Annotated in this window: 4 protein-coding genes and 2 pseudogenes; 2 read left to right on the forward strand and 4 right to left on the reverse strand. The window is 49.4% G+C overall.

The annotated features are described in order from the left end of the window. The first annotated feature begins 222 nt into the window (after positions 1-222). Both ABRP88_RS11115 and ABRP88_RS11120 read left to right on the forward strand, forming a co-directional pair. Positions 223-1,465 (forward strand): annotated as a pseudogene (locus ABRP88_RS11115) (IS256 family transposase). Between the two features lie 106 nt (positions 1,466-1,571). Continuing rightward, positions 1,572-2,182 (forward strand): annotated as a pseudogene (locus ABRP88_RS11120) (IS3 family transposase); the annotation flags it as partial. Between the two features lie 575 nt (positions 2,183-2,757). Here ABRP88_RS11120 and ABRP88_RS11125 read toward each other — a convergent pair. The 4 genes from ABRP88_RS11125 to ABRP88_RS11140 are packed head-to-tail and all read right to left on the reverse strand — an operon-like array spanning position 2,758 to position 5,721. After that, complete coding sequence (locus ABRP88_RS11125) at positions 2,758-3,252, reverse strand: hypothetical protein (RefSeq protein WP_349837227.1); 495 nt, start codon at positions 3,250-3,252, stop codon at positions 2,758-2,760. Further along, positions 3,245-3,562: a hypothetical protein gene (locus ABRP88_RS11130; RefSeq protein WP_349837228.1), complete on the reverse strand. Its 318-nt coding sequence runs from the start codon at positions 3,560-3,562 to the stop codon at positions 3,245-3,247. Before ABRP88_RS11130 ends, ABRP88_RS11125 begins: the two co-directional genes overlap by 8 nt. A gap of 9 nt (positions 3,563-3,571) precedes the next feature. After that, positions 3,572-5,014, reverse strand: a complete 1,443-nt coding sequence (locus ABRP88_RS11135; RefSeq protein ID WP_349837229.1) for a hypothetical protein — start codon at positions 5,012-5,014, stop codon at positions 3,572-3,574. Further along, entirely contained in the window at positions 5,011-5,721 is a 711-nt protein-coding gene (locus ABRP88_RS11140; RefSeq protein WP_349837230.1) for an ATP-binding cassette domain-containing protein, read from the reverse strand. The genes ABRP88_RS11135 and ABRP88_RS11140 overlap by 4 nt, the downstream gene beginning before the upstream one ends. Positions 5,722-6,772: the final 1,051 nt, after the last annotated feature.

Here is a 6,772-nt window from a genome sequence, read left to right on the forward strand (position 1 = left end):
ATGACCAGTCTGGCGGCCTCCTGCCGGTACTCCGGGGTGTACTTCTTCCTTGACGAACTCACAATGAACATCCTCTCTTACGGACACAAGATCCGTACTAATAGGGTGTCCACTAAACGAGGGTAACCTCATTGCTGATGGTGGGCCCCGGAAAGTAGTGGGCGGCCACCGCCAGTTAACCTTTCGACTCAACTACCACATCTCACCGAAAGGCCTATGACGATGACCGCTGCACCGCATTCTATCGACCCGACAACCTATCTGGATGATCTGCTCGCCCACCCATCTCCGGATTTGATGCGCCAGATGCTGCAAGGGTTTATCAACCAGATCCTCTCCGTCCAGGCTGACACCGTCTGCGGCGCCGAATACAGCGGTTGTCTCCACCGAGCGGGTCAACCACCGCAACAGGTATCGCCACCGCGACCTTGATACCCGTGTCGGCACGATCGACGTGGCGGTGGACGAAACTGCGCCACGGTGCGTTCTTCCCAGACTGGCTGTTAGAGCGCCGTACGCGTACAGAACGGGCCTTATCGACTGTGATCGCCACGTGCTACCTCAAAGGGGTTTCCACCCGCAGGATGAATGATCTGGTGGCAACACTTGGGATTTCCAGCATGTCGAAATCGCAAGTCTCACGCATGTCAGAAGAGCTTGACGACATGGTCGCAGACTTTTAAAAACCGCCCACTAGACCCCGGCGGGTACGCCTTTGTGTCGTGCGACGCGCTCACGATCAAAGTCCGTGAAGGCGGCCGGGTGGTCAAATGTTCAGTGCTGCTTGCCACCGGAGTCAACGCCGACGGGTACCGCGAAATGCTCGGCATGCACGTCGCTACCGCGGAATCCAACGCGTCGTGGAAAGGCTTCTTCCAGGACTTAAAAGCCCGCGGACTTACCGGGGTATTCCTTATCACCAGTGATGCCCACGAAGGCATCCAGCACGCCATTTCCGAAGTGCTGCCCAATGCGTCGTGGCAGCGGTGCCGCACCCATTTCGCGAAGAACCTCTTAAGAAAAGGTCACGAAAACACAATGGCCGATGGTCTCTGCGATGTTCCAGACGATCTTCCAGCAACCTGACGCCACATCCACCTGGGCACAAGCCCGCGAAGTCGTCGACCTGCTGGAGCCGAAATTCCCTCACGTCGCGGCGTATGTGGAGGAATCACTCGATGAAGTACTGGCGTTTACCGCAGCTCCGAAACCAGTCTGGACGAAGGTGTGGTCAAACAACCCCACAGAACGGTTAAACCGAGAGATCCGCCGGCGCACCGACGTCGTCGGCATCTTCCCAAACCGTGAATCCATCATCCGGCTTGTCGGTGCGGTCCTAGCCGAGCAACACGACGATTGGATCCAACAAAAACGCTACATGTCACTGACCGCACTCGAACACACCAAACACCTCATGCACCACCCAGAAGAACATCGTGACGACCACCACCAGCTAACCGCCTAACCAAACCCCGAACTTCATATCGAGCCGAAAGCACAAACGGCTACACCACTACACGGGACTTGACCCCGCAGAACTCGCCGAGCGCTACCAGATCAGTGTGAATCGCAAGACTGTGGCTAAGCGGATGCGTCTGATGGGCATTGAAGGGATGTCACCGCGTGCTTTTGTGCCGGTGACAACGACTCAATCTAAGCGTAAATCTGCTTTTGATGACCTGGTCAAGCGCATGTGTGATACCGGTGAGCTCAACCGGGTGTGGATGTCAGATATTACTTATCTGCGCACTGGTGAAGGCTGGTTGTATTTATGCGCGGTCCGCGATGGTCATTCCCGCAGGGTGCTGGGCTGGGCTATGGATAGCGTGCAAGATACATACCTGGTTGAACGAGCACTGCGGATGGCGCACGCACTTCCGCGGTGACGTTGCTGACGGGCTGGTGTTTCACGCTGACCGCAGAACGCAATTTACCAGTGAGCAGCTCTGGGAGGTGTGCCGCAACCTAGGTGTTGCTCAGTCGGTAGGGCGCACCGGGGTGTGTTTCGATAATGCGATGGCTGAGTCGTTCTGGTCGACGCTTAAGACCGAGTTCTACGACCGGAAGCGCTGGCCAACCCGCGATACTGCGCGTCAGGCTGTGGCTTACTGGATTGAAGTCGTCTACAACCGTCGACGCCGGCACTGAAGCCCTCGGGATGGTAAGCCCTGTCGACTTCGAGAATCACACCAGCCTAACCACCAGCAGAAAAGAAATCGCTGCCTAACCACGAGGTAGCTTGACTACGTGTCCACGATTTGCGGGCAACCCCAGCAATGAGATCAGCGAGAAGCTGATGTAAAGTCCTGCTCTCGCGAGTTTGATCGGCGAGCTGTCGACTTCCATCGATGCTCTGCAGGCGGGAAGTCATGCGCATTTGGGCTACGGCCATGCCGGCCGGAAGACGAAAGCCTAAAGGTGAACTATCTCACGGCGGCAATCACCGTAATGGGGTTTATACCAAGACCATCAACTCTGGCTACGGATCGTTGGAAATGACCGGGCCTAGGGAACAGGGCGGTACGTTTACTTCCCAGATGGGCATCCATTTCAGTGTTTAGCAAGCAGCTTCTTTTCAATCGCGTCAATCTTGGTCTTATCGGTCGACTCTCGTCAAGCTACAGTAGCGATTCTGTTTCATCTCCTTATGTGGATTAGGTACTCATGCACAACCCATCAGACCTTCTTTGACAAGGTTCTCGGTATAAAAGATGCTGACAAGTTGCGTTCTGACTAATGAATTAGTTTGTCGATTCTTTAGTGCCGTTGCCACAGTATTCTTCCGTCTCCAAAGGGAGGAAATAGGAAAATGAGATGGGCTAAACAGCATATGCCAATACCAAAAGAGTCCATTGCAAAAGCTGGAAATGCTAAAAATGCTGCACTAAAAGGACCCATACATGCGATGATTTTTGCATCCCGAGCAAGCTTTGGCTGTTTAGTAACTACTGATATGCGGAAGAGTGTGGATTCTATCTTTGGGGGGTCCTCAGGGAGAAATATTGAAGATGCAACGATATGACCCATTTCGTGAGTCCAGAAAGGAAGGAATGCGTAAAAAAAGGATGCTTTTAGAGAAAAGGTGAGTACAGGAAGAAGGGATGTGTCTCTAAAAGCGATGGCAAATGTAGATGCCAGTAGGGCTATCCCCGCCAGGACAATTATCAAGGGGGACATCTGTCGGCATATGGCAACTGTTAATTCTCCAGCCAACGATATTAACGCGTTGGCGTTTATATTTTTTCTATTCACGGGTGGAAGATTTTAAATTTTCCTTGTATCGCGTTAGTGCGCGAAAAATCAAGATGGTTATAAATGAGAAGATAAAAAGAGCCATGAAAATGATAAACAAATTCAACTGGCTATTGATTCCAAAGGTCGCGTCTAGATTGTTTCTTTCGTTTACCGAAGAAGAGAAGAAGACTGAATCGAACAAGCCGGTTGCTTTGAATTCTTCGGCGTCATTTGAGAACGCTAAATAGAGAATCATTAAGACTGCCGCGCTGCCGGTCAAGCAAAATGCGATGATAAGACTGGCAAGCGCAGTGGAAAAGAATTTCATTATTATTCCTTAATGGTCTGGAAGTGAATTTTTCTTTATTTCGATTATTCCGGCTGACGCTACGCTTAGAAGGAAAAATAGCGTGGCGATTGCCCACCCCCAGGGGGGAAGGGAAAACACGGAAAGCCCTAAGACAAAGAATATTACAGATATAGCAGCGATGGCTATACCAGTTATAATTGCAAGAGGATTGTCTTTTTCGGAGGGAAGAATAATCCCTAAAGTTGTAGTTAGTGGAATAGTCCCAATACAGCCAATTACGCTAATTAGTCCCGTAGTGCTGTCCCCCCCAATGGCCCAAAATCCTATAAAGAAAACGAGTACAAACGGAATAGATATGCTTAACAAAGATAAGCAAAGGAAGAGGTAGACCTCAACGGGGCGTACCTTAAGAGATGGAAATTTGCGTAGCGGACTTGTTGATGAGTAGGCATAGATTCCTAGGAACGAAATTATTTCTCCGACTAGAATGGGGGGGATAGACTGAGAAATAATGAGAAGAATATAACCTCCCAGCGCGAATATTAGAGTAATCCAAGTTTCTTGCGCTCTTAAAAAACTAAGGAGGTAAGACTTAAAGAGGGTTTGGCGAATAGTAGACGGATTACTTAAGTCTCCTTTAGAGGGCGTTCTAGTAAGGATGTACTCTTTTTGTCTGGTGAAGAGCGCTCCGCTTGTTAGGGTTGCTGCTGTTAATAGAAAAATACATGAGATAACAGCCGTCAGGGAGCAAATGAAAAAGCCATACTTTTCCGAAATCCAGGTGTAGGTATCACTCCACAGGAATGCTCTGTCCCCAGATTGGAATGCTGAGGTAATTCTAGCGACTTTCGTCGTCATTCCAATCTGAGATAATCCAGCGAGTATTAGCAATACGGAAATTGCTAATATGTCTTTTATTCTTTCCAGCCGGATTACAGAAAAACCCCAAGTCAGTATGTTGTAGATGAAGGCAAGTCCAACCACTAGTGTGGCTGCGGGAAAAACGATAGAAGTAGCCACTTGGCTAGATACTTCTATCCCAAAAACAAATGGCAGGGGTGCGATAGAAGAAAAGAATATGATTATCAGAATTCCCGCGATAAATACTAATTCATTTATGAAAAGGGCAACCGAACGCTGGTGGTCTGTAACGGGAAGGCTCTCAGTTAGAGAGAGCATATTTGATGATTTGAGAAAAAGTAGTCTTACCACAATAAAGCCAATAAAGACCCATTGGGGGAGTGTCAGATTGGCTAGGTCTAAGACTAATGTGTCTATATGCTTAGCTTTATCCGACCCTCTGTAAAAGAGGTAGCCGATGGTGGCCAGCACTATTAAGAGGGTGGTCCCGAGGAACGCCAACAGTATTCGCGTCCCTCGGTATCGCAGAATGCCGAGGGAGAGCATTCTTCTAATCAGGAAAGTTCTGAAAAACCTGCTTATAGATAGTGTTTCCTGAACGACTGTCACCTGTTTCCCTCCTCTACGAGGTTTTCGAGAAGAGAAGTAAGGCTGCCGTATTGGTTTGACATATCAGTGTAGGTAACGTCGCGTAGCAGCCGTCCATCTTTTAAACCTAGGTATCGGTCAGCAAGGTCTTCAGTGAGAAAATTGTCATGGGTGCATAGAATGACTGTTTTATCACGCGATAAATTAGACAGGTCTTCTTTCGCTAAGCGAAGGGACTGAAAATCAACACCATTGAGTGTTTCATCTAGGATAGTTAAATCCCTGCTCATTAAAAGAGCGCAGATGAATTGGAGCTTCTTTTTCATTCCGTGGGAGTAGTCTTCAATAAGAGAGCTAATTTGCCCGGATAGTTGATATCTCTGAAGTAAGTCGTCTAGTTTTTGAGAGTCAACTGGCTGATGGTATAGCGAAGAATAAAATTTTATTAATTCTAGTCCGGTTAGGAAATCAGGGAGGTTTTCATTGCCGGTTAGGAGCAGGGTATTCTGCTTTGCCTCCCGCGAGGCAGGGGGCAATCCGGATAGGCTGATTGTCCCGGTACTGGGGGTGAGGATTCCGGCAAGCATTTTTAGCAAAGTGCTCTTCCCGGATCCATTTGAACCAACAAGACTTACTACTCCACTGGGGGCAACCTCGAAGCTTATGTCATTGATAGCTGGAGAAGAGCTGCCAGCGTAGTAGTAGGTGATTGATGATGTAGTGAGCATTAGTCGTTATAGTGGATTAGCGCTCGCATTCCATGTTGACTGAGAATCCCCACTTTACCCATTTCCAGTGTCCGGTGAATTTGCCGTGACCTTTCGTTACGCACCACACGGCCATACCTGCTAGGAGGACGGTGCCTAGGGCGAGGAGTACTGCAACGAGTACCACGTACCAAGCGTCGTAGCGGAGCAATGCTCGGTCAAAGCGGTCCTTTGCGCTAAGCAGATATGGAAAATAGTATGCGCCCAGAGGCGAAGAGGCGAGAGCTGGCATTTCAGTAGTAGGTGCAGAGCGGGCAATGACAGTGGTCATTTGGTTTCCTTTTGGGTAGAACTGACTGGAGAGGCACTTTGACATAGAAGTAAGCTTGTGTGCCCGAAAGGCATTGTATTACACAGTTATAATGTTTTCTACAGATGAAGTGAAAACGGATATCTTTACCTAGAGAGTTATTTTTCTGGATTTAGGGTTGACAGATGAGCTAAGTGCGTACGGTTCTATCCCTCTATGAGATGCCGCCTTTTCTGTAAAAGAATGGCGTGTCATAAGTTGTCCGCATCAGCGGTTAAACCCTTTGTGGTTTAGCGTTGCTGTGGAAGTTACGCCCGCGACTTCCTTGCCCGTGTGATTGCCACGTCCTGGTGCTCGTTTGCGCGTGCACGCCCTAACGTTTTGAGGGCGCTCTGTTGCTCATACTGATATGCGAATGCGCTGACGCATTGCCTGACACAAGCGCCCTGCTATCTGCTCACAGGTGTTCTCACCCCTGACCACGACCTATGCTCGCTGGCGCGCCCAGTTTCATGGCACACTTGCAGTGTGAGAGACGGCCTGCGGTGTATCAGCACTCGTGCTTATTAAAAGAATGGGCGTGAAGTGCCCCGAGTTTTGTTCCTAGGCATGTGCCTTGATTTCTATTATTCCCTGTTGCGGGTTCTTCTTCCAAAATTCGGTTTCCACCTCGGCTGGACTTCGGTATCCCAGGCTTTGGTGGAGCCTTACCTCGTTCCACCATGACACCCACTCGAATGTCGCGATTTCTACCTCGACAAC

The sequence above is a fragment of the Corynebacterium sp. KPL2734 genome (assembly GCF_040225595.1).
In the GTDB taxonomy this organism is placed as follows: Bacteria; Actinomycetota; Actinomycetes; order Mycobacteriales; family Mycobacteriaceae; genus Corynebacterium; species Corynebacterium rhinophilum.

Bases quoted from the DNA above. Each gene is read 5' to 3' on its own strand.
- ABRP88_RS11130 (WP_349837228.1), bottom strand. From the start codon at position 3,562: ATGAAATTCTTTTCCACTGCGCTTGCCAGTCTTATCATCGCATTTTGC.
- ABRP88_RS11140 (WP_349837230.1), bottom strand. From the start codon at position 5,721: ATGCTCACTACATCATCAATCACCTACTACTACGCTGGCAGCTCTTCT.